A 22,130-nucleotide genomic window follows, 5' to 3' on the forward strand; every position below is an offset into this window, starting at 1 on the left:
CGTGAATCAATGTGGAACGTAAATGAAACGTGAACCGCGGGCCGTCAGGCGTCGCAGGCGGCGGTGACGATGATCTCGACGCGCAGTTCGGGCCGGGCCAGGCGCGCCTCGCCGCAGGCGCGGGCGGGGGCGTGGCCCTCGGGCACCCAGGCGTCCCAGACCGCGTTCATCTCGTCGAAATCGGCCATGTCGGCCAGCCAGACGATGGCCTGAAGGATGCGATCCGGCGACGATCCCGCCTGTTCCAAGAGCGCCTCGACCCGCGACAGGCAATCGCGGGTCTGCTCGGCCACGGTATCGCCCGCGCCCACCTGCCCGCACAGGTAGACGACGCCGTTATGCTTGACGATCTTGCTCATCCGCTGGCCGGTTTCCATCCGCTCGATCATGCGCTTTTCTCCTGTTGTTCGGGGACATCCATCGCCGCCAACTCGCCCAGGGTCACGGGTTTGAGCGGCGGGCGGATGCGGTAATAGCCTGTTTCCTGTGGGCTTTTTCCGTTGGACTCGGCCAGGATCGACGTGACCGTCAGCCCGCAATAGCGCCCCTGGCAGGGGCCCATGCCCGCGCGGCCAAAGGCCTTGGCCTGGTTCGGGCCGGTGCAGCCCAGGCGGGCATAGCGGCGGATGTCGCCCGCGGTGACCTCTTCGCAGCGGCAGACGATGGTGGCGTCGGCGGGGGCGCGGCTTTGGGGGCTGGGGGGATAGGCGGCGTCCAGAAAGGGGCGCGCGGCGCGTTCGCGGGCGAGCGCGGCGAAAAGCGGCACGGCAAGGCGGTCGCGCTCGGCCTGTTCCCAGCGGCCCAGCGCGGCGGCGGCGTGAAGCCCCACCAGCCGCCCGGCCAGTTCCGCGGCCAGCGCGCCGCCGATCCCCGCCCCGTCCCCGGCCACGTAGATGCCGGGCAGCGCGGTTTCGCCCCAGCGGTCATGGTCGGGCACGAAACAGTGCTGGCCCGCGTCCCAGCGATGGGGCAGGCCCAGCGACCGGGTGGCCTGGGTGTTGGGCACGACGCCTTCGTGCAGCAGGACAGTGTCGCAGTCGATGCGCTGGCGGCTGCGGGTGGTGAAGCTGAGGGCCTGGGCGCGGCCCTCGCCCTCGACGGCCAGATCGCGGGCGCCGGTGTGCCGCGGCACGCCCGCGCGTTTCAGTTCGGCGATCCAGCCCAGCCCCTTGGCCATCGCGCGCCAGCCCTTCAGCGCGCCGCCCAGATGCGGCAGGGCGGCCATGAAATCGCCGCGGGTCTGGGTTTCGACAAGGGCCAGCGGCGGCGTGCCCGCGCGCACCATCTGCGCGCCGATCAGGTAGACCAGCGGGCCGCAGCCCGCGATCACCGCGCGGCGCGGCACGACGCCCGACTGTTTCAGCAGGATCTGCGCGGCCCCCGCCGTCATCACGCCGGGCAGGGTCCAGCCGGGGATCGGGACGGGGCGTTCCAGCGCGCCGGTGGCGATCAGCAGGCGGTGGCCGCGGATCTGCGCGGCCTGTCCGTCGACGGAATAGGCGACGGTGCGGTCGGGGTCGAGTTTCCAAACGGTGGCGCCGGGGATAGGACGGATGCGCGGGGTGGTGATGGCGTCGGCCAGCCGCCGCCCGGCCGTGTATTCGGGGCCGAGGATCGCGGCGCGCGCCTTGGGCACCTCGGTCACGTCGCGGTAGATCTGGCCGCCCGGCCGGGCCTGTTCGTCGAGCAGCGCGACCGAGAGGCCGGCGGAGGCGGCCTCGGCGGCGGCGGCCATGCCGGCGGGGCCGGCGCCCAGGATCAGCAGGTCGACCTCATCCATCCTTCTGGTCCTTCCCCGGGGCGCGCTCGACCACCAGCCCGTCGGTGACGCGCGTCATGCAGGCCTGGCGGGTCACCCCGTCGATCTGCACGAGGCAGTCGTAGCAGGCCCCCATCATGCAGAAGGGCGCCCGGGGCGCACCCGAGACGGGCGTGGCGCGGAAGATGCGCACCCCCGCGGCCAGCAGCGCGGCGGCAAGGTTCGCGCCTTCGGGCAGCGCGTAATCGGTGCCGTCGAAGCGCACGGTGACGCGGGGGGCGTCGGGTTCCAGCTCAAGAAACGGCGAAGCGTCGTTCACTGAACACCTCCAGGTCGGGCGCGTCGGCGGCGCCGTCCAGCCACAGGGGCAATTCGCGCGCGTGGTTCGCGGCAAGGGTGATGCCGCTGTGACAGGTCACGAGATAGGCGCCCGGCATGGTCGGGCTTTGCTGGTAGATCGGCAGCCCGTCGGGCGACATGATGCGCAGCGCGCCCCAGCTGCGGACGAGTTGCGCGCGGGCGAGATCGGGATAGACCTTGACCGCGCGGGCGGCGATCTGGGCGGCGGTGTCGAGCGTGACGGAATCGTCGAGGCCCACCTCTTCCTTGCTGTCGCCGATCTGCACGCCGCCCTCGTCCACCTGCCGGATGATGCCCGAGGGGCGGTTCATCAGCTTGGGCAGCTTCTCGGTGATCAGAACCTGGCCGCGCTGGGGCCTGATGGGCGCGGCAAAGCCGAGTTTCGGCCCCAGCTCCATCGCGCCGAGACCCGCCGACAGCACCACCCTGGCCGCACGGTGGGTCGTGCCATCGGCGCAGGTGACGGCGAAACCGGGGACGATATCGGTGACGGTCTGCCCGGTCAGGACGCGGCCGCCCATGCGCCGCACGTCATCGGCCAAGGCCTGCAACAGTTTCAGCGGGTTCACGTGGCCGTCCTGCGCGTGCAGGATCGCGCCCGCGACCCGGGGGCCGATATTGGGTTCCTCGCGCTTCAGGGCGTTGTGGCCCAGAACCTCGAACGGGTAATCGCCGCCGAGTTGGTCCTTCAGCGCCTCGTATTGGCGGACCTTGGCCTCGAGCTCCGCCTCGTCGAGGTGGAAGTCGTAGCCGCCCTGCTGTTGCAAGCCCAGATCGCGGCCCGTGGCGTCGGCCAGTTCGGCGGCGAAGTCGCGCCAGAGCCCGGCGGATCGCTGCGACCAGCGGGCATAGGCGGGTTCGTTCAGGCCCTTGGACTGCACCCAGACCAGGCCGAAATTGCCGCGGCTTGCGCGGAAACTGCCGTCCGAGCCATCCAGCACCAGCACCCGGTGCCCGCGTTTGAGCAGGCCCCAGGCCAGTGACAGGCCGACGACACCGCCGCCTATGATCGCATAATCCGCGTCCATCGGTTCCTTGTCCGGGAATTGGGCCGGAACGGCGGGGGAAACCGCCCCGGCCCGCCGTGAGTGGGCCTATTCGGCCGAGGCGACCTTGTCGAGGATCGCCTGCCCCCATTCCTCGCCGACGTCCTTGAGGACCTCGGGCCAGACCTCGGCGCGGACCTTCGCGGCCATCGCGGCGAGTTGCTCGTCGGTCAGGGGGGCGATGGTGGCGCCGAGATCGGCGAGTTTCTGTTCATTCTTGGCCTGGTCCGCTTCGGCGACGGTCCAGCGGGTGGCCTCGAATTCCTCGGCCGCGGCCATCAGCGCGGCCTTGTCGTCGTCATCGAGACCGGCGAGCGACTCGTTCGAGGCGATCATGTACCAGACCTCGAAATGGGTGTTCGCGGGGATGTAGGTCTTGGTCACGTCGCGGAACGAGGCGTAGTAGCCTTCGGCACCCGACCCGATCACGCCGTCGACGACGCCGGTCTGAACGGCGGTGAACGCCTCGGAGAAGGGGATCGGCGAGGGGATGTAGCCCAGCGCCTGCGCGGTCAACTGAAAGCTCTTGATGCCGGGGACGCGCACCTTGATGCCGTTGGGATCGGTGCTGCCGGGGTTGGGGTTGTCCACGTTCAGCGAGATGCCCCCGAAATAGACCGGGTAGGCGGCCAGCATGGTGATGTCCTGCTTGGCGTAAAGCTCGGCCATGGTGTCGCGCACCACGCCGCCGGGGCCGTAGACCGCGCGGGCCTGGTCCCAGTTGCCGGCGAGATAGGGGAAGGAACTGATCTGCATCTGCCGGTCGGCGCCGGTGGCCGCCGGTTGCGTCGCCATGTCGATGGCACCCACGGAAATGCGTTCCTGCACGGTGGTGTAATCGCCCAGCGCCGAGGCGGGGAAGATCTCGATGGTGACGTCGCCCCCGGTGGCCTGGGCCACGGTGTCGGCGAAGGCGCGCAGTTCGACGTCGATGGTGGCGTCCTGCGGGCGGACATGGCTCATTTTCAGGTTGGCGGCCTCGGCCATGGGGGCCAGCGCCAGAAGGGCGGCGGTCGCGGTGGTCAGCAGCGTGTGTTTCATTCTTGTTTCCTCCGTGTTGGGACAGGTCGGGTCAGTAGCCGAAGAGCCGCGGCAGATAGAGCGAGAGATCGGGCCAGAGCGAGGTCAGGAACACGACCGGGACATAGCCCGTCACGATCAGCACCATGGCGGGCGGGATGACCTTTGTGACCTTCACCTTGCCGATCCGCGCGCCGAGATAGAGGATCGAGGCATAGGGCGGCGTGACACCCCCCATCGCGGTGTTGACCCCCATGATCGCGGCGAACTGCACCGGCGACACGCCGATGGCGTTCATCAGGGGCAAGAGGAGCGGCGCGATCAGGATGATGGCGGTCACGTCGTTGACGACCATGCCCACGAGGAACAGCAGGATGTTGATCAGGATCAGCAGGATCACCTTGTTGTCGGTGATCTCGAAGATCGACCCCACCAGCTTTTGCGGGATGCTTTCCATCACGAACATCTGGCTGAGGATCATCGAGAACAGGATCATCAGCATGATCGCGCCGACGGCGGTGGCGGCCTCTTTCCCGGCGGAGAGGAAGTTTTCCCACTTCAGCCCCTTGTAGATCAGGAAGCCCACGGGCACCGCGTAGATGACGGCGACCGCCGCGGCCTCGGTCGGGGTCATGATGCCGCCGTAGATGCCGCCAAGGATGATGACGGGCATGAGAAGCGCAGGCGTGGCGTTGAAGCCGCGTTTCGCGACCTCGGACGCCAGGTCGCCCAGGGCCGGTTTCTCGTCGAGGACCAGGTCGAACTTGCGGCTCATCCACAGGTTCATCAGCGAGAAGTTGACCATGATCAGCAGGCCCGGCCCCAGCGTGGCCAGGAAACAGGCGAGGATCGAGGTGTCGGTGACCCAGCCATAGACGATCATCGTGACGGACGGCGGGATCAGCAGGCCCAGGATCGAGGAATTGGCGATCAGCGCGGTGGCGTATTCGCGGGGATAGCCGCGTTTTTCCATCTCGGGGATCAAAAGCGGGCCGATGGCGGCGATGCCGGTGAGGCCAGACCCGGAAATCGCCCCGATGATGGCGCAGCTGACGGCGGCGACGACGCCAAGCCCGCCCCGCACATGCCCGATGAAGGCGTTGACGAAGCGTAACAGGGACGCGGCGATCCCGCTTTCGGACATGATGGTGCCCGCGAGCACGAACAGGGGGATGGCCAGCAGCACCGGGTTGCCCAGTTGCTGAAACCCCCAGAGCATGTTGCCCTTCATGATCGTGTCGCCGAGGTAATACATCACCATCAGCGCGCCCCCGAAACAGTAGGGCAAGGGCACGCCGAGGGTCAGGAACAGCACCAGAACGGCAATGGCGATCAGCGCGACCTCGATCATGCCGCGTCCTCCGCGCCGCCCAGGCTGCGGATGTGACGCCAGAGGTGCATCGCCGTGTAGGCCATCATCAGGGCAAGGCCCACGACCAAAGCCACGTCGGAATAGAAGGTGGGGATGTAAAGCGTCGGGCTTTCCTTCCAGACGCGCCAGGAATAGCGGGTGAAATCCCACGCCCAGTAGAGCAGCCAGAAGCCGACGATCAGGCTGATGATCTCGCCCAGGATCGCGAGGACGATGTGTTGCAGCCGCGTGGACAGGAAGATTTCCAGCACGTTCGCGCGGATATGGCTGTTCTCGCGCGAGGCGTTCACCGCGCCCAGGATGTAAAGCCAGAGCGTGGGGTAGAGCATCGTCTCCTCGAGCCCCATCACCGGGATTTCCAGCACGTAACGGGTGATGACCTGCACGAACTGGCCCAGCGCCACGATGCAGATCAGTGCCGTCAGCAGGTATTTCGCAAACCTGTCCAATGCCCCCTCGCGGCGGTTCCCCGGTCGCGGACAGCTTGACGGGCGGCCGGACATAAAAGCAAATTGGAAATACCAGTGAAGTCATAAACCGGGCTTATGGGCCATGATGAACCTGTCGATCCGCCAGTTGACCACCTTTCGCGAGGTGATGCGCGCGGGCTCGATCAGCCAGGCGGCGCGGGCGCTGGGGCGCACGCAACCCGCCGTCAGCGCAATGATCGCGGCCCTTGAACGCGAGCTGGGCTTTGCGCTGTTCCTGCGGGCCCAGGGCAAGCTGACGCCGACCCCCGAGGCGCGGTTCTTCCTGGAGGAAACCGAGGAGATCCTTGGCCGGCTGGACCAGGCCCGGCAGACGCTGGCGGGGATTTCCAAGCTGGAATCCGGGCATCTGCGCGTGGCCTGTCACCCGGCGGCCTCGGGGGTGTTCCTGCCGGGCGCGCTGACCGGGTTCCTGGCCGGCCGGCCCGATGTGCGGGTGTCGCTGATGATGCGCACCTCGCGGGTGGTGGAGGACCTGATCGCCTCGCAGCAGTTCGACCTTGGCTTCGCCGAGGCGCCCGCGCCGCGCGCCTCGATCCGGCAGACCGATTTCGACCTGGACTGCATCTGCGTGCTGGCCGCGGGCCATCCGCTGGCGGATCGCGCCGCGATCGCGCCCGCCGACCTGGACGGGGCGGACCTGGCGATGCTGTTCTCGGAACACCCGATCACCGCCCGCACCCGCGCCGTGTTCGAGGCGGCGGGCTGCAGGTTCCGGCATCGGTTCGAATTGCAGACCTTTCTGCCCGGTCTGCGGTTGGTCGCGGCGGGGCTGTGCGCGATGATCTGCGACCCGGTCACCGCCCATGGGCACCTGGCGCAGGCAGGCCCGGGGGCGGGGCTGGTGATGCGCCCCTTTCGCCCGCGGGTCGGCACGCGGCTGGCGATCCTGGAACCGGCGCACCGCCCGCAATCGCGCCTGGCCGCCGCGTTTCGCGACCACCTGGCCGCCGAGGTTACATCGATGCGCGACGGGCTGGCCGCGCGGCTGGCCCCCTGAGGCGGCGCGGGCGACGCGGACTTGGACGATGCCGGATGCCTGTGGCACCGAGGCACGGCCTAGCGCCGGTAGAGGCGCCCCATGATGAGCGGCGTCAGGTACATCGGCACCTGGTAGCAGCCGATGAAGATCAGCAGCGGCGTCGTCACCTCGGGCGGCAACGCCACGAGGAACAGTGCGATGTTGCGGTTGCCCGCGGCGATGGACAGGCCGGTGCGCTGATCGCGGAACCGGGTGTGGTTCAACAGGCGCGCCGCGACGAGTTGCGCGCCCAGGTTCGCCGCGCAGGCCAGCGCCAGCCAGCCCGCGAATTCGGCGGGCCGGGCGATCAGCGTGGGCCCGGCCTGGGACATCAGGCCGACCACCACGACGGCCATGGCCAGCGCCGACAGCCCGTCGAGCGCGGCGATGGTGGGCGGCTGGGGCGCGCGCAGGACCAGGTGGCGCAGGGTAAAGGCCGCGCCCGCGGCCAGCAGGATCACCGCCATCAACCGCGCCGCCGCCGCCAGCACCGCGCCCGCCCCGCCCAACCCCTGAGCCACGAAGAACACCGGCAGCACCGTCACCGGCAGGAGTGCCGTCGCGACGATGAGGACCCGCAGCACCGGCGCCGGGTCGCCGCCCGACAGCACCGTCAGGTTCGGCGCGCCCGAGATCGGCGAGGCCGCGAACAGCAGGATCAGCGCGGTCGCCGCCGCCGTGCCGCCCAGCCCCACCGCCCAGAGGCCGCCGGCCACCGCCAGCGGCAGGGCCAGTTGATAGATCAGCACCAGCCCCACCACCGCGGGCAATTCACGCACCGCGCCCAGCGCCTGGCGCGGGCCGATCCGAAGGGCGGCCACGAACATCAGCCCCGCCACCAGTTCGGGCAGCCACGGGCGCATCGCCTGGGCCAGGGCCGGAAACAGGAACCCCGTCAACAGCCCGGCCACCAGCAACAGCCGCCCGTGCCGCGCCGCCGCGCCCAGAACACGGACGATCACCACAGCCCCCGAAGGATCAGAACCGCCGCGGCCAGCCCGCTGACCGCCAGCAGCGCCGCGCGATAGCGCGCGTCGAACCGCCCCCGCAATCGCCCCGCGACCAGAACGCCCGCCACCATGCCCGGCGCCATCACCGCGGCCAGCGCCAGGTCATGCGCGCCGACCCAGCCCGCCGCCCACAACCCGACAAGCGAGACCAGGCAGCCGATCGCGAAGAAGGCCGACAGGGTGGGCCGCGCCTCGGCCCCCGGGCGATGCTGGTAGACGATGGCCATGGGCGGCGCCCCGACCGAGGTGATCGTGCCCATCACCCCCGACAGCGCCGCCATGCCGACCAGCCGCGGCCGGGTGAACCGCAGGCCCGGTCCCAGCGCGGACAGCGCGACCGCCAGCCCGATCATCACGCCGAAGACCAGTGCGAAGGCGTCCGGGTCGGTCAGCGTGGCCAGGATGACGGTCGCCACCATGACCCCGGCCACCCGTCCGCCGGTGCCGGTCCAGACCTCGGACCAGGCGATGGCGTCGCGTTCGCGGAACGCGGCCAGCGTCGCCGTGGCAAAGCCCACGATCAGCGAGGGCACGGGGACAAGATCGGGGTCGAGCAGCGCCAGAAGCGGTGCGGCCACCAGCCCGAAGCCCAGCCCCAGCCCGGTCTGCACCACGGCGGCCGCGACGACGATCAGCAGCACCGGCACCACCAGCCAGGGCGCGGAGGCCAGGTGCAGGCCGGTGTCCACCATCGCCGGGCCCTAGCCCCCCGGCCGCTGGCGGATGTTGTCGGGCAGCCAGGTGGCGAGTTCGGGGAAGGCGATCAGCACGAAGACCATCACCACCATGATCAGGAACATCGGGATCGCGGCGCGCGCGATGAAGTTCATCTCGTGCCCGGTCATGCCCTGAAGGACGAACAGGTTGAACCCGATGGGCGGGGTGATCTGCGCCATTTCCACCACGACGACGATGAAGATGCCGAACCAGATGATGTCGATGCCCGCCTGCCGGATCATCGGTTCCACGACGGCCATGGTCAGCACCACCGACGAGATGCCGTCGAGGAAGCAGCCCAGCACGATGTAGAAGACGAGGAGCGCCATCAGCAGTTCGAACCGCGACAGCTCCCAGCTGGCGATCAGGTCGGCCAGGCCGCGCGGCAGCCCGGTGAACCCCATCGACAGCGACAGGAAGGCGGCCCCCGCAAGGATCAGCGCGATCATCGCGCTCGTGCGCACCGCGCCCATCAGGCTTTCGGTGAAGGTGCCCCAGGTCAATGATCCTTGGGTCGCGGCCAGCACCAGCGCGCCGATCACGCCGAAGGCCGCGGCCTCGGTTGCGGTGGCATAGCCCATGTACATCGAGCCGATCACGACGAGGATCAGGCAGATCACGGGGATCAGGAAACGCGAGTTCTTGACCCTCTCCAGCAGGGTCATCGGCGGTTCGGGCGTGGGGTCGAACCCCTTGGACAGTTTCGAGACGGCCGCCACATAGGCCATGAACATCGCCGCCAGCACCAGCCCGGGAAGGACGCCGGCCATGAACAGCTTGGTGATCGACTCGTTGATCGTCACGCCATAGACGATCAGCGTCAGCGAGGGCGGGATCATCAGCCCAAGTGTCGCCGCACCGGCCAGCGTGCCGATGACCATCGTCTCGGGGTAGTTGCGGCGCCTGAGTTCCGGGATCGACATCTTGCCGACCGTGGTCAGGGTGGCCGCGGACGACCCCGACACCGCGGCAAAGACCGTGCAGCCGACGATATTGGTATGCACCAGCCCGCCGGGCAGCCGCGCCATCCAGGGGGACAGGCCCTTGAACATGTCCTCGGACAACCGGGTGCGGTAAAGGATTTCGCCCATCCAGATGAAGAGCGGCAGGGCGGTCAGCGTCCACGAAGACGACGACGACCATATCTTGGTGATCATCGCGTCGCCCGCGGGGCGCGAGGTGAAGATCTCCATCCCCACATAGGCCACGCCCATCAGCGCAAGGCCGACCCAGACGCCCGAGCCCAGGAGCAGGAACAGGACGAACAGGAAGATCGCGATCGGGGCGAGTTGTTCCATGGCCCTACTCCGCGTGGCTCTGGTCGACGAGGTCGCGGCGGATGCCGTGATCGCCGGTGAAGATCAGCCGCACCAGGTGATCCCAGAAACAGATCGCCAGCAGGACGGTTCCGGCGGCCATGGACAGCTGGGGTATCCAGACCGGCGTCTTGTCCAGGCCCTGGCTGATCTCGTTCAGCTTCCACGACCAGTAGGTGCCCTTGATCGCGTAGCGGGCGAAAAAGGTGGCAGTGATCGCGCCGATGCCGAAGCACCACAGCTCGCCCCATCTTCGGTGGCGGCCAAGGACGCTGAGAAACAGGGATACCCGGATATGCGCCCCGTGGTTCAGCGCATAGGCAAAGGCGAAGAACGACGCCGCCGCCATGCAGTAGCCCGCGTAATCGGTGGCGCCGGGAAAGGTCTGGCTGGTCCAGCGCGCCAGCATCTGAAGCACGATGATGACGAGGATCGCGACCAGGAACAGGGCCGCGATGACGCCGCCCAGTTTGTAAAGGAAATCAAGGATGCGCCTGAGCGCATGCGCTGCCGCCATCGGCCGTCCCCCTGCGCAAGGCGCGGGGGCGGGCCGGGATGCGCCCCGGCCCGCCCGCATGCGTTACATGCTGCTCTTGTATTCCTCGACGATGGCCTGGCCGGTCTCGCCCGCCTGGTCCAGCCATTCCTGGGTCATCGTCTCGCCGATCGCCTTCAGCCCCTCGACCAGGTCGTCGCCGGCGCGGGTGACGGTCATGCCGCCCTCTTTCAGCCCGTCCATCGTGAACTGGGTATAGTCCTTGGAGCGTTGCAGCCCCTCGGCCGCGGCCTTGGCGGCGCAGTCGTTCATCACCGCCTTGGTGGCGTCATCGAGGCCGTTCCACGCATCCATGTTCACGAAAACGGCGTTGCGCGGCAGCCAGGCGTCGACCTCGTAGAAATGGCTGAGATGTTCCCACACCTTGCGGTCATAGCCCGTGGCGCCCGACGAGATGAAGCTTTCGGCGACGCCGGTGGCCAGCGCCTGGCTGAGTTCGGCGGCCTCGACCTGCACCGGGATCATGCCGGTCAGTTCCGCCATGCGCGCGGTGGCGGTGGAGTAGGAGCGGAACTTGACGCCCTTGAGATCGTCGAGCGTGTTCACCTCCTTGTTCATGTAGAGGCCCTGCGGCGGCCACGGCACGGAATAAAGGTAATGCAGGTTGTCCTCGGCCAGCGCCTCGGAGACGGCGGGTTGGGCGATGGACCACAGTTTCTCGTGTTCGTCGAAGGACGAGACAAGGAACGGGATCGAGTCGACGCCGTAAAGCGGGTTCTCGTTCTGGTGCGCCGAGAGCAGGCGCTCGCCGATATTGGCCTGGCCGGTCTGCACCGCGCGCTTGATCTCGTTGCCGCCGAAGAGCGAACCCGAGGGGTGGGTGACGATTTCCAGCGCGCCGCCCGTTCCCTCGGTCACGCATTGGGCGAAATTCGCGCCGACCTCGGAATGGAAGTTGGTCGCCGCATAGGCCATGGGCATGTCCCATTTCTCGGCCGAGGCGGCGGTGCCCAGCGTGGCCAGCGCGGTCGCGGCCAGAAGCGTTGCGGGGGTTTTCATGTCTGTCTCCCTGTGTGGTGGGTTTTCGTTCTTGGTTGCGGTCATTGAAACCGCGTCGGGGCATAGGGCGCAAGGTCAATGTTGGGCCGCGTGCCGCCGACCAGTTGCGCCAAGAGCCGCCCGGTCTTCGGCCCGCCGGTCAGCCCGACATGGTCGTGGCCGAAGCCGACAAAGGCGCCGTCCACCCCCGGCACGGGGCCGATCACCGGGGTGGAATCGGCGATGCAGGGGCGGTGGCCCATCCATTCCACGGTGCGGTCCCATGTCAGGCCGGGGATGACCTTGCGCACATGGCGTTCCAGCAGGCGGAAGGGCGCGCGCGAGGGGGGCGCGTCCAGCCCGCCGAATTCGACGATGCCCGCAAGGCGCAGGCGCCCGTCCATCGGGGTGGCGAGGAACTTGCCGGCGGCGATCATCGTGGGGGCGCGGGGCATGACGGACGGGGTCCACAGTTCCAGGTGATAGCCGCGCTCGGTTTCCAGCGGGATTTTCAGCCCCAGCTTGCGCGCGAGCGGCCCCGACCACGCGCCGGTCGCGATCACCACCGCGTCGCAGGGGATCGTCTCGCCCGCCACGCGCAGGCCGGTCACGCGCCCGCCCGCGCGCGCGATATCCGTCGCCTCGCCGATCACGATCCGCGCGCCCTGCCGTTCGGCATGGGCGGCCAGCGCCGCGACATAGGCGCCCGGATCGGTGATGTGGCCGTGGCCCGGCAGGCGCACCGCGCATTTGCCCGGCGCGAAACAGGGGTCGATGGCGGCGCCCTCCAAAACCTGCCACTCGATCCCCAGCGACTTGCGGATGCCCCAGCCGAAGCCGTCGGCCTGGTAGTCGCGCCGGCTGTCATAGAGGAACACGTAATCCGACGGCACGATCCAGCGTTCCGCCCCGGTGCCCGCCGCCAGCGCCTGGTGATCGGCCAGGCTGTCGCCGATGATCGGGTAGAGCGCGCGGGCGCGGGCGCGGGCGGCGGGCGCGTTGGCGTGCGAGAGATAGCGCATGAGCCACGGCGCCAGCCGCGGCAGGTAGCCCCATTTCAGGAACAGGGGCTTCATCGGGTCGAACAGCATGGCGGGGGCGTGGGCGAACAGGCCCGGCACCGTCACCGGCACCACGGAACTGGACGCCAGGAGCCCCGCATTGCCGTGGCTGGCCCCGGCGGCGGGGCCGGTCCGGTCCACCAGGATCACCCGGTGCCCGTCGCGCAGCAGCCACAGCGCGGTGGCCACCCCCACGATCCCCGCGCCGATCACCGCGACGGTCTTGCCCTTGTCCATGCCCTGCCCCCGTTGCCGCGCGCCGAGCTTGCGAAGCGCGCCCGCGCGTGTCAACGAGACGGCGACGCGCAACCGGGGCAAGGCGATGGACGAGACCCAGGCACCGATCGGCATCCTGATGCTGGACTCGCGCTTTCCCCGCATTCCGGGCGACATGGGCCACCCCGCGACCTGGCCGTTTCCGGTGGCGATCCGGGTCGTCCGCGGCGCCTCGCCCGCCCGCGTGGTGCGCGAGGGCGGCGACACGCTGGCCGCGTTCATCGCGGCGGCACGGGAATTGGTGGCCGAAGGCGCGGTCGGGATCACCACGACCTGCGGGTTCCTGTCGCCCTATCAGGACGCGCTGGCCGAGGCCGTGGGCGTGCCGGTCGCGACCTCGTCGCTGATGCAGGTGGAGATGGTCAACCGCCTGCTGCCAAAGGGGAAACGCGCGGGCATCCTGACCATCGCGGCCAGCAGCCTGGGCCCCGCGCACCTGGCCGCGGCGCGGGTGCCCGCGGGCACCCCCATCGGCACCACCGAGGGCGGGCGGGAATTCACCCGCGTGATCCTGAACGACCTGCCCGAGATGGATATCGACGCCGCGCGCGCCGACAACGTGGAAGCCGCCCGCGCGCTGGCCGCCGCGCACCCGGAGCTGGGCGCGATCGTGCTGGAATGCACCAACATGACGCCCCATGCCGCCGACATTCGGGCAGCGACCGGCCTGCCCGTCTATTCGATCTACGATTTCGTCTGTTGGTTCCGGGCGGGCCTGTCGCCCGCGCGCCACCTGCCCGCTTCCTGAGCATCCGCGGCAAGCCTGCCTGACGAAAAGGCAATCTTCCCTTCCGCGCGGCCCCGTGCCACTCTGCCGCCGTTCCAAACGACCGGCGAATGGCCCTTGATCGGGCACAGCAGAGTCCGGGAAAATCAGGGGGTAATCCACATGGCTGCCAGGAAAACCGACACGCTCGACATCGCGCGCCGCAGGCTGTTGCTGGGCTCGGCGGGGGCCGCCGCCGCGGCGGGGCTGGGCCTTGGGCCCGGGCGCCTGTTCGCGCAGGAGCAGATTTCCGTCGCGGGCATCTATACCGTGCCGGTCGAACAGCAATGGGTCAGCCGCATCCACATCGCCGCCGAGGCCGCGCGCGAGGCGGGGCAGATCACCTATACCTTCAGCGAGAACACCTCGAACACCGATTACCCGCGCGTGATGCGCGAATATGCCGAAAGCGGCGTGAAGCTGATCATCGGCGAGATCTTCGGGGTCGAACAGGAAGCGCGCGAGGTGGTGCTGGACTATCCCGAAACCGCGTTCCTGCTGGGCTCGTCCTTCATGCCCGACCCGGCCTATCCGAACCTTGCCGTGTTCGACAACTATATCCAGGACGCGAGCTATCTTTCGGGGATCATCGCGGGCGCGATGACCCAGACGGGCAATATCGGCATGGTCGGCGGGTTCCCGATCCCCGAGGTCAACCGGCTGATGCATGCCTTCATGGCCGGCGTGCGCGAGACGCGGCCCGACGCGACCTTCCAGGTCAGCTTCATCGGGTCGTGGTTCGACCCGCCCAAGGCCAAGGAGACCGCATTCGCCATGATCGAGAACGGCGCCGACCTGTTGTACGCGGAACGGTTCGGCGTGTCGGACGCGGCGCAGGAACGGGGTGTGCTGGCGATCGGCAACGTGATCGACACGCAGGCCGACTATCCCGACACGGTGGTCGCCTCGGCGATCTGGCATTTCGAACCGACGCTTCAGGCGGCGCTGGCCCGGGTGGCGGACGGCAGCTTCGAGGCCGACAATTACGGCGTCTATTCCTTCATGAAGGAAGGCGGCTGTTCGCTGGCGCCCCTGGGCACCTTTGCGGGCAAGGTACCGCAAGCGGCGCTGGACCTGGTGGCCGAGAAAGAGGCCGCGATCAAGGCGGGCAGCTTCACCGTCGAGATCAACGACGAAGAACCCAAATCCTCCTGATGGGGGCGCGCGAGGTCGTCCTGCGCCTTGAGGGGATCACCAAGAGGTTCGGGAAACTTACCGCGAACGACGATATCGGCTTCGCCCTGCACAGGGGCGAAGTCCTTGCCCTGCTTGGGGAAAACGGCGCGGGCAAGACGACGCTGATGAACATCCTGTTCGGCCATTACACCGCCGATTCCGGCACGGTCGAGGTGTTCGGCCAGCCCCTGCCGCCTGGGGCACCCGGCGCGGCGCTGGCCGCGGGGGTGGGCATGGTGCACCAGCATTTCACCCTGGCCGGCAACATGACGGTGCTGGAGAACATCCTTTTGGGCACGCGGCCCCTATTCGGGATGGGCCTCGGGCGGGGTGCGGCGCGGGCGCGGGTGGAACAGCTGTCGCGCGATTTCGGGCTGGCGGTCCACCCCGATGCCAAGGTCAAGACGCTGTCGGTGGGCGAGCGTCAGCGGGTGGAGATCCTCAAGGCGCTGTATCGCGACGCGCGCATCCTGATCCTGGACGAACCGACCGCGGTGCTGACGCCACAGGAAAGCGACGCGCTGTTCGAGACGCTGAAAAAGGCGGTGGCGCAGGGGCTGTCGATCATCTTCATCTCGCACAAGCTGCACGAGGTGACGGCGGTCAGCGACCGGGTGATCGTGCTGCGCCACGGGCGCGTGGTGGGCGAGGTCGCGACGGACCAGACCGACCGCCACCGGATCGCCGAGATGATGGTCGGCGCCGAGGTCGCCCTGCCCCACCCGCCGCTGGGCCGGGCGGGCACGGCGCTGATGGAGCTGCGTGACGTGTCCACCCCGCCCGAGGGCAACCGGACGGGGCTGCGCCGCGTGACCCTGTCGCTGAAGGCCGGGCAGATCACCGGGCTGGCGGGGGTGTCGGGCAACGGGCAGGGGGCGCTGGCCGACCTTGTTTCCGGCCTGATCGCGCCGGACAGCGGGGAATTGCGCGTGGCGGGGCAAACCGTCGCCCGATGGTCCCCGCGGGCGGCGCTGGCCGCGGGGGTCGGCCGGATCCCCGAGGACCGGCACGCCACCGGGTCGATCGCCGATTTCACCCTGACCGAGAACGCGGTGCTGGAAGGCTATGCGCGCCCGCCGTTCAGCCGCGCGGGCTGGATGGACTGGACCCGCGCCCGCGCCCATGCCGAGGACATCATTGAAAAATACGACGTGCGCTGCCCGGGGCCCGAGGCGCGCATTCGCCTGCTGTCGGGGGGCAACATGCAGAAACTGATCCTGGGCCGCGCGCTGGAGGCGGGGCCAAAGATCATCCTGGCCAACCAGCCCGTGCGGGGCCTGGATATCGGCGCACTGACCTATGTGCAGGAGTGCCTGATCGCGGCGCGGGATGCGGGCGCGGCGGTGTTGCTGATTTCCGAGGATCTCGACGAGATCCGCGCGCTGTCGGACGTGATCCACGTGATGAGCGAGGGCCGCCTGTCGCCGGAATTCCCGCGGGGGTCGAAAACGCCCGCGGAGCTGGGGCAATGGATGGCCGGACAGGGGTTCGCCGATGCGGCTTGAACCCGTTGCCGCCCCGGGGCTGGCCCGGACGCTGGGCCTGCCGGCGCTGGCCATCGCGGCGACGGTGGTCGTGGCCTCGGCGCTGGCGATGCTGGCGGGGGCGAACCCGTTCGCCACGCTGGGGCTGATCGTCAAGGGCGCGGCGGGGTCGAAATTCGCGGCGCTGGAGACGCTGAACCGCGCGACGCCGCTGATCTTTACCGGGCTGGCGGTGGCCGTCGCCTTTCGCGCCAAGCTGTGGAACATCGGCGCCGAGGCGCAGCTTTACGCGGGCGCCCTGATGACGGTGCTGATCGGCACGCAGATGGGCCTGCCCGGGCCGGTCGCGATCCCCGCGATGGCGATTGCCGCGGTGCTGGCGGGCGCGCTGGTGCTGCTGGGGCCGGTGCTGCTCAAGGTCCGGCTCGGCGTGGACGAGGTGGTGACCACGCTTCTGTTCAATTTCATCATGCTGCTGTTCATCTCGATGCTGCTGGAAGGCCCGCTGAAGGACCCGATGGGCATGGGCTGGCCGAAATCCGAGGCGATCCCGCGGGACGCCCGCCTGCCCCGCATCGTCGACGGTCTGCGCCTGCATTGGGGCTTTGGCCTGGCGCTGATCTCGGCGGTGGTGGTCTGGGTGATCCAGGTGAAAACCACGCTGGGCTATGAAATCCGCGCGGTCGGGCAGAACCCGCAGGCCGCGCGGTTCGCGGGCATCCCGGTGGGGCGGGTGATGGTCAAGACCGCGCTTCTGTCGGGGGGGCTGGCCGCGCTTGCGGGCTTTTCCGAGGTGGCCGGGCTGAAGGGCAACCTGACGCTCGATCTGTCGCCCGGCTTTGGCTACACGGGCATCGTGGTGGCGATGCTGGCGCTGTTGCACCCCCTGGGCGTCGTCGTCTCGGCGCTGTTCGTGGCGGGCATCTTCGTGGGCGCCGATTCCATGAGCCGCGCGGCCGAGGTGCCCACCTATATCGCCGATATCTCGGTCGCCACGGCGCTGTTGTTCATGGTGCTGGCGATCCTGCTGACCCGGTTCCGCGTGGTGAGGGGCTGATGGAGATTTTCGATATCCTCGTCTCGGCCAGTTTCTGGGCCGCGGTGCTGCGCATCGCCTCGCCGCTGATCTTTGCCACGATGGGGGAGTTGATCTGCGAACGCGCGGGCGTGCTGAACCTTGGCATCGAGGGGATCATGGTCTTCGGCGCCTTCGCGGGCTGGATGGCGGTTTACGCGGGGCTGGGGCTGTGGCCCGGGGTGCTGGTGGCCTTTGCGAGCGGGGCGCTGTTCGGGCTGGCCCATGCCACGCTGACGGTGCCCTTCGGGCTGTCGCAGCATGTGGTGGGGCTGGGGGTGACGCTGCTGGCGACGTCTTCGGCCTATTACGCCTATCGCCTCGCCCTGCCGGAGGTGACAAGCCCGCCGCGGATCGAGCCGTTCCAGCCGCTGGATATCCCCGTGCTGTCGGATATCCCCTTTCTCGGCGAGGCGCTGTTTTCGCAGACCGCGCTGACCTATCTGGCCTTTGCGACGGTCCTGATCGTGGCGCTGGTGCTGTACCGGACGCCGCTGGGGTTGGCGCTGCGGGCGGCGGGGGAAAACCCCTCGGCGGTCGAGGCGCAGGGGCTGTCGGTCACGGCGATCCGCATGGGGGCGGTGATGGTCGGCTCGGGGATGATGGCGGTGGGGGGCGCCTTCCTGACCATGTCGGCGTTTTCGTCCTTTTTCTTCGAGATGGTCAACGGGCGGGGCTGGATCTGCATCGCGCTGGTGGTGTTCGGGGCGTGGATGCCGGGCAAGGCGCTGTTGGGGGCGCTGTTGTTCGCGGGGTTCGACGCGCTGCAGATCCGCATGCAGCAGACGCCGCTGGGCGCGGACATCCCCTACCAGGTATTCCTGATGGTGCCTTACGTCCTGTCGATCCTGGCGCTGGTCGCGATGTCGCGCCGGGCCGAGGTGCCGGCGGCCCTGATGGTGCCCTATAACCGCGGAGAGCGTTGAGATGGCCGAGTTCGATATCCTCGTGACGGGCGGCACATTGCCCGACGGGCGGGTGGCCGATATCGGGACGCGGGGCGACCGGATCGCCGCGGTGGGCGACCTGGCCGGGTCGACGGCGGGGCGCCTGATCGACGCCACGGGCGATCTGGTCAGCCCGCCCTTCGTCGACCCGCATTTCCACCTGGACGCGACGCTGTCCTATGGCACGCCGCGGATCAACGCCTCGGGCACGCTCTTGGAGGGCATCGCGCTGTGGGGCGAGTTGAAGGCGCAGGCCACGGTGGACGAGATGGTGGACCGCGCGCTGGCCTATTGCGACTGGGCGGTGAGCATGGGCCTTCTGGCGATCCGCAGCCATGTCGATACCTGCGATGACAGCCTGAAGGGGGTTCAGGCGCTGCTGGAGGTGCGCGAGCGGGTCAAACCCTATCTCGACCTGCAACTGGTGGCCTTCCCGCAGGACGGGTTCTTTCGCGACCCGACGGCGCGGGACAACACGCTGCGCGCGCTGGACATGGGCGTGGACGTGGTGGGCGGCATCCCGCATTTCGAACGCACGATGGAGGCGGGGCGCGACTCCGTCCGGGCGCTGTGCGAGATCGCGGCGGAGCGCGGCCTGCTGGTCGACATGCATTGCGACGAGACCGACGACCCGCTGTCGCGTCATGTCGAGACGCTGGCCCATGAAACCCGGCGGCTGGGGCTTCAGGGGCGGGTGGCGGGCAGCCACCTGACCTCGATGCATTCGATGGACAATTACTATGTCTCGAAACTGCTGCCGCTGATGGCCGAGGCGGAACTGGCGGCGATCCCGAACCCGCTGATCAACATCGTGTTGCAGGGGAGGCACGATACCTATCCGAAGCGGCGCGGCCTGACACGCGTGAAGGAGATGCAGGCCCATGGCATCCGCGTCGGCTGGGGGCAGGATTGCGTGCGCGACCCGTGGTACAGCCTTGGCACCGCCGACATGCTGGACGTGGCGTTCATGGGGCTGCATGTCGCGCAGATGACCGCGCCCGACGAGATGCGGCGCTGTTTCGACATGGTGACGGTGGAGAACGCCAAGATCCTGCACCTGGACGATTACGGCCTGCACGAGGGCGCGATGGCGTCTCTGGTGGTGCTGGACGCGGGCGACCCGGTGGAGGCGATCCGGCTGCGCCCCGACCGGCTGGCGGTGATCGCCAGGGGCCGGGTGGTGGCCGAGACGGCGCGGAACGACAGCCGCCTGACGCTGGAGGGGCGGCCCGCGCGGGTGCGGCGGCGGCACCGGGCGGGGGCCCCGGAAGGAACGGGCCGCGGTTGACCTTGCGGGTTTCGCCTTGGCTGCGCCAAGGCGACCGGCTGGGGGGCGTTGCCCCCCAGACCCCCCGGATATTTTCGGCCAGAAGAAGGGGCGGCGGGAAGAAGGGGCGGCGGGCCGTTGACCCGGCCTGTGCGAAGGGCGGCACGCCGCCTAGAGGATCGGGGCCATCAGGCGGGCCACGCGCGCCCCGTTCCGGCGCAGCGGGCCGCGCGTGTCGGCCAGCCGCGTCGTGTAGGCGTAGCCTTGCGCGAAATCCGCCTCGAGCATCGCCGCCACGGCGCGGGCGAAATCGGCGTCGAAGACCAGCGCGGTGGCCTCGAAATTCAGCCGGCAGGAGCGGTTGTCGAGATTCACCGTGCCGATCGAGGCGAAGGCCTCGTCCACCACCAGGGCCTTCTGGTGCATGAACCCGTCGGTATAGCGGAATATCTGCACGCCCGCGTTCAGCATCTCGTCGAAATAGGCGAAGGCGGCGAGCCAGACCCAGAGGTGGTCGCGCCTGTCGGCCATCAGGATGCGCACGTCCACGCCGCGCAGCGCGGCCAGCGACAGCGCGGTCAGGATGTCGGTATCGGGGACGAAATAGGGCGAGGCGATCCAGATGCGGTCCTGCGCGGCGTGGATCGCGTTGCAGAAATAGAGGCTGCCGGTTTCCAGCACGTCCGCCGGCCCCGGCGCCACGATCAGCGCGTCCAGGTTGCCCGGCGCGGGGTCGGGGTCCCAGGCGAGGTTCAGCCGTTCCGCGGTGGCCCAGAACCAGTCCTCGACGAAGATCAGTTGCAACTGCGCCACCACCGGCCCCAAGAGCCGCAGATGGGTATCGCGCCAGCGCCCGATGCGCGCGTCGCGCCCCATGTATTCGTCGCCCACGTTGTGGCCCCCCAGGAAACCCGCGGTGCCGTCGACGATGACGATCTTGCGGTGGTTGCGGAAATTCACCTGGAAGCGGCTGTGCGGCTTGCGCAGCGAGTGGAAATCGGCGACGACCACGCCCGCCGCGCGCAGCTCGGACAGGTAGGCCTCGGGCAGCTTGTGGCTGCCGATGGCGTCGTAGAGCAGGCGCACGGTGCAGCCCGCCTGCGCGCGTTCGATCAGGCGGCGTTGCAGGGCACGGCCGGTGTCGTCGTCGCGCAGGATGTAGGTCTGCACCAGGACGTAGGACTCGGCCCGTTCGATCGCCTCGAAGATGGCGGCGAAGGTCCGGGGGCCGTCCAGCAGCAGGCGCGCGGTGTTGCCCGAGACCGCCGGCATCCCCGCGATCCGCTCGAACCCCGAAAGCGAGCGGCGCAGGCGCGGCGGCAGGCCCGCCCCCTCGGCGCGCCGGGCCGGGTCGAAATCGGGCAGCGTGGCGATCGAACTGCGCGCCGAACGCCGGGCGGTGACATAGCCCGGCAGGCGCGAGTGGCCGAGGAACAGGAAGATCGGCAGCGCGACATAGGGGGCGGCGACCAGGAACACCACCCAGCCGACCGCGCCCTGCGGTGTGCGCGCATTGCGGATCGCCCGGAACACCGCCCAGACCGTCGCGGCCTGAAACGCCAGCAGCAGCGCGGGAAGCACGACCTGAAGCATGCCCCGATGCTGTGCCCTGCCCGGCCGAAAGGCAAGCGCGGGATCAGGCGGCGGGGGCCATGTCCGCCCAGATCGGCAGGTGGTCGGAGGCGGCGCGGGCGCGCGGCGTCTCGTGCACCCCCGCCGCGCCCAGCGCCAGCCCGTGGCCATGGGCGATGCGGTCGAGCCCGGCGCGCGGGCGGCTGGCATGGAAGGTCTTGCCCGGCGCCACCACGCGGAAGCGGTCGGCCAGCGGCTCGAAGCCGCGGGTTTCGGACCATTCGTTGAAGTCGCCCAGGATCACGGTGCGCGCGCTTTCGGTTTCGCAGAACCGCGCGCGGATCGTGTGCAACTGGCGCAACCGCCAGCGCCGCATCAGGGCCAGGTGAACGCCCACCACGGTGATCGCGCCCGGCCCCTCGCCCAGGCGCACCAGCACCGCGCCGCGGGGTTCCAGACCGGGCAGGGCCAGCCGTTCGGCGGCGGTGACCGCCAGCCCCCGGCGCACCAGCACCGCGTTGCCGTGCCAGCCCAGGCTGACCGCGTTGGGCGCCAGGTCGGCCACGGTGAAATCGGTTTCGCGCGCGATCATCTCGCGCGGCAGCGCGGCAGGCCGCGCACCCAGGCGCTTGTCGGCCTCTTGCAGGACGACCGCGTCGGCGCCGATCTCGTTTATGACGTCCAGCGTGCGGCCCGCGTCGCGTTTCCAGTCCAGCCCGACCGCCTTGCGGATGTTGTAGCTGGCCAGCCGGACGGGGCGCCCCGGGACAAGGGGGGCGGCACTTGCGGGCGGGCGGGTGGACACGGGCGTCGGACCTCCGGTCGGAAACGGGCGCCGCACGGCGCGGTTTCGGGGCAGATAG

General features: G+C 69.2%; 22 protein-coding genes. 7 read left to right on the forward strand and 15 right to left on the reverse strand.

Annotated features, from left to right (window positions below):
* Nucleotides 1–44: 44 nt before the first annotated feature.
* The 7 genes from EV662_RS01505 to EV662_RS01535 all read right to left on the reverse strand — a co-directional run bounded on the left by EV662_RS01505 (nt 45) and on the right by EV662_RS01535 (nt 6,006).
* Nucleotides 45–389, reverse strand: a complete 345-nt coding sequence (locus tag EV662_RS01505; RefSeq protein WP_132460357.1) for a RidA family protein — start codon at nt 387–389, stop codon at nt 45–47.
* Nucleotides 386–1,780 carry an FAD/NAD(P)-dependent oxidoreductase gene (locus tag EV662_RS01510; RefSeq protein ID WP_132460358.1) on the reverse strand — a complete coding sequence of 465 codons (1,395 nt, stop codon included), beginning with the start codon at nt 1,778–1,780 and terminating at the stop codon, nt 386–388. Before EV662_RS01510 ends, EV662_RS01505 begins: the two co-directional genes overlap by 4 nt.
* Complete coding sequence (locus EV662_RS01515) at nt 1,773–2,078, reverse strand: (2Fe-2S)-binding protein (protein ID WP_132460359.1); 306 nt, start codon at nt 2,076–2,078, stop codon at nt 1,773–1,775. Before EV662_RS01515 ends, EV662_RS01510 begins: the two co-directional genes overlap by 8 nt.
* Nucleotides 2,053–3,147 (reverse strand): NAD(P)/FAD-dependent oxidoreductase, encoded by a 1,095-nt coding sequence (locus EV662_RS01520; protein WP_132460360.1) that lies wholly within the window; start codon nt 3,145–3,147, stop codon nt 2,053–2,055. Before EV662_RS01520 ends, EV662_RS01515 begins: the two co-directional genes overlap by 26 nt.
* 66 nt (nt 3,148–3,213) lie before the next feature.
* Complete coding sequence (dctP, locus tag EV662_RS01525) at nt 3,214–4,206, reverse strand: TRAP transporter substrate-binding protein DctP (protein WP_132460361.1); 993 nt, start codon at nt 4,204–4,206, stop codon at nt 3,214–3,216.
* A gap of 31 nt (nt 4,207–4,237) precedes the next feature.
* Nucleotides 4,238–5,536, reverse strand: coding sequence for a TRAP transporter large permease (locus EV662_RS01530; RefSeq protein ID WP_132460362.1), 1,299 nt, complete (start codon nt 5,534–5,536; stop codon nt 4,238–4,240).
* A complete protein-coding gene (locus EV662_RS01535; RefSeq protein WP_132460363.1) occupies nt 5,533–6,006 on the reverse strand; it encodes a TRAP transporter small permease in 474 nt (157 codons plus the stop codon). The genes EV662_RS01530 and EV662_RS01535 overlap by 4 nt, the downstream gene beginning before the upstream one ends.
* A 103-nt stretch (nt 6,007–6,109) precedes the next feature.
* Between EV662_RS01535 and EV662_RS01540 the strand changes: the two genes are divergently transcribed.
* Nucleotides 6,110–7,045 carry a LysR substrate-binding domain-containing protein gene (locus EV662_RS01540; protein ID WP_243695732.1) on the forward strand — a complete coding sequence of 312 codons (936 nt, stop codon included), beginning with the start codon at nt 6,110–6,112 and terminating at the stop codon, nt 7,043–7,045.
* 59 nt (nt 7,046–7,104) lie between these two features.
* Here EV662_RS01540 and EV662_RS01545 read toward each other — a convergent pair whose 3' ends face one another.
* From EV662_RS01545 to EV662_RS01570, 6 genes are all read right to left on the reverse strand, one after another.
* Nucleotides 7,105–8,028, reverse strand: a complete 924-nt coding sequence (locus EV662_RS01545; RefSeq protein WP_132460364.1) for a hypothetical protein — start codon at nt 8,026–8,028, stop codon at nt 7,105–7,107.
* Nucleotides 8,025–8,768: a sulfite exporter TauE/SafE family protein gene (locus tag EV662_RS01550; RefSeq protein ID WP_132460365.1), complete on the reverse strand. Its 744-nt coding sequence runs from the start codon at nt 8,766–8,768 to the stop codon at nt 8,025–8,027. The genes EV662_RS01545 and EV662_RS01550 overlap by 4 nt, the downstream gene beginning before the upstream one ends.
* A gap of 9 nt (nt 8,769–8,777) precedes the next feature.
* Nucleotides 8,778–10,091 carry a TRAP transporter large permease gene (locus EV662_RS01555; RefSeq protein WP_132460366.1) on the reverse strand — a complete coding sequence of 438 codons (1,314 nt, stop codon included), beginning with the start codon at nt 10,089–10,091 and terminating at the stop codon, nt 8,778–8,780.
* 4 nt (nt 10,092–10,095) lie between these two features.
* Nucleotides 10,096–10,626 (reverse strand): TRAP transporter small permease, encoded by a 531-nt coding sequence (locus EV662_RS01560; RefSeq protein WP_132460367.1) that lies wholly within the window; start codon nt 10,624–10,626, stop codon nt 10,096–10,098.
* Nucleotides 10,627–10,689: 63 nt separating this feature from the next.
* Nucleotides 10,690–11,664, reverse strand: coding sequence for a TRAP transporter substrate-binding protein (locus tag EV662_RS01565; protein WP_132460368.1), 975 nt, complete (start codon nt 11,662–11,664; stop codon nt 10,690–10,692).
* 41 nt (nt 11,665–11,705) lie between these two features.
* Nucleotides 11,706–12,941, reverse strand: a complete 1,236-nt coding sequence (locus EV662_RS01570; RefSeq protein WP_132460369.1) for an NAD(P)/FAD-dependent oxidoreductase — start codon at nt 12,939–12,941, stop codon at nt 11,706–11,708.
* Between the two features lie 85 nt (nt 12,942–13,026).
* Here EV662_RS01570 and EV662_RS01575 point away from each other — a divergent pair, with 85 nt between their 5' ends.
* The 6 genes from EV662_RS01575 (at nt 13,027) to EV662_RS01600 (ending at nt 19,716) form a co-directional block, all read left to right on the forward strand.
* A complete protein-coding gene (locus EV662_RS01575) occupies nt 13,027–13,728 on the forward strand; it encodes an aspartate/glutamate racemase family protein (RefSeq protein ID WP_132460370.1) in 702 nt (233 codons plus the stop codon).
* A gap of 141 nt (nt 13,729–13,869) precedes the next feature.
* Nucleotides 13,870–14,901, forward strand: a complete 1,032-nt coding sequence (locus EV662_RS01580; RefSeq protein WP_132460371.1) for a BMP family protein — start codon at nt 13,870–13,872, stop codon at nt 14,899–14,901.
* The gene (locus tag EV662_RS01585) at nt 14,901–16,427 is read left to right on the forward strand and encodes an ABC transporter ATP-binding protein (protein WP_132460372.1); all 1,527 of its coding nucleotides are present in this window, start codon (nt 14,901–14,903) and stop codon (nt 16,425–16,427) included. The genes EV662_RS01580 and EV662_RS01585 overlap by 1 nt, the downstream gene beginning before the upstream one ends.
* Nucleotides 16,417–17,463 carry an ABC transporter permease gene (locus tag EV662_RS01590; protein ID WP_132460373.1) on the forward strand — a complete coding sequence of 349 codons (1,047 nt, stop codon included), beginning with the start codon at nt 16,417–16,419 and terminating at the stop codon, nt 17,461–17,463. The genes EV662_RS01585 and EV662_RS01590 overlap by 11 nt, the downstream gene beginning before the upstream one ends.
* The gene (locus tag EV662_RS01595; protein WP_132460374.1) at nt 17,463–18,407 is read left to right on the forward strand and encodes an ABC transporter permease; all 945 of its coding nucleotides are present in this window, start codon (nt 17,463–17,465) and stop codon (nt 18,405–18,407) included. The genes EV662_RS01590 and EV662_RS01595 overlap by 1 nt, the downstream gene beginning before the upstream one ends.
* A gap of 1 nt (nt 18,408) precedes the next feature.
* Entirely contained in the window at nt 18,409–19,716 is a 1,308-nt protein-coding gene (locus EV662_RS01600) for an amidohydrolase family protein (protein WP_132460375.1), read from the forward strand.
* A 150-nt stretch (nt 19,717–19,866) separates the two neighbouring features.
* Here EV662_RS01600 and cls read toward each other — a convergent pair whose 3' ends face one another.
* Nucleotides 19,867–21,288, reverse strand: coding sequence for a cardiolipin synthase (gene cls, locus EV662_RS01605; RefSeq protein ID WP_207903570.1), 1,422 nt, complete (start codon nt 21,286–21,288; stop codon nt 19,867–19,869).
* Nucleotides 21,289–21,331: 43 nt separating this feature from the next.
* Nucleotides 21,332–22,072: an endonuclease/exonuclease/phosphatase family protein gene (locus EV662_RS01610; RefSeq protein ID WP_243695733.1), complete on the reverse strand. Its 741-nt coding sequence runs from the start codon at nt 22,070–22,072 to the stop codon at nt 21,332–21,334.
* Nucleotides 22,073–22,130 lie beyond the last annotated feature (58 nt).

Origin of the sequence: Rhodovulum marinum, assembly GCF_004343075.1 — a bacterium.
GTDB classification, from domain to species: Bacteria; Pseudomonadota; Alphaproteobacteria; order Rhodobacterales; family Rhodobacteraceae; genus Rhodovulum; species Rhodovulum marinum.